Here is a 341-nt window from a genome sequence, read left to right on the forward strand (position 1 = left end):
GAAGTTGGTTCGACTCTACAAAACGCTGTGCTGTTGACTCATTATAAGAACCCAATACCTGAAGCGTGTAATTAGCGCCACCAAATACTGAAGAATCTTCTTGGCTTTTTTTCACCGATACCTTTATGACTTTATCTTCAGGCATATCAGTACCAAGATTTTCCGTGCTTGTCCGAACAACCTCAGACTCAGGCTTCACGCTCGACTCTAATGCAGTGACGCCTGAATCAGTATCAGCTGCATCGTTATTCTTTTCATTCGCTAGGACTGGATCGTCAGACTGCGCACCTTTCGACCCGACTAAATCAGAGTCCTCTTTGGCAGACTCTTTTGTCTCTAGC

General features: G+C 44.9%; 1 protein-coding gene. It reads right to left on the reverse strand.

Annotated elements, in window-relative coordinates; translation table 11 throughout:
* Nucleotides 1-341: hypothetical protein (locus A3762_RS27145; protein ID WP_197469046.1), on the reverse strand; the 341-nt coding region annotated here is incomplete at both ends.

The sequence above is a fragment of the Oleiphilus sp. HI0125 genome (assembly GCF_001635355.1).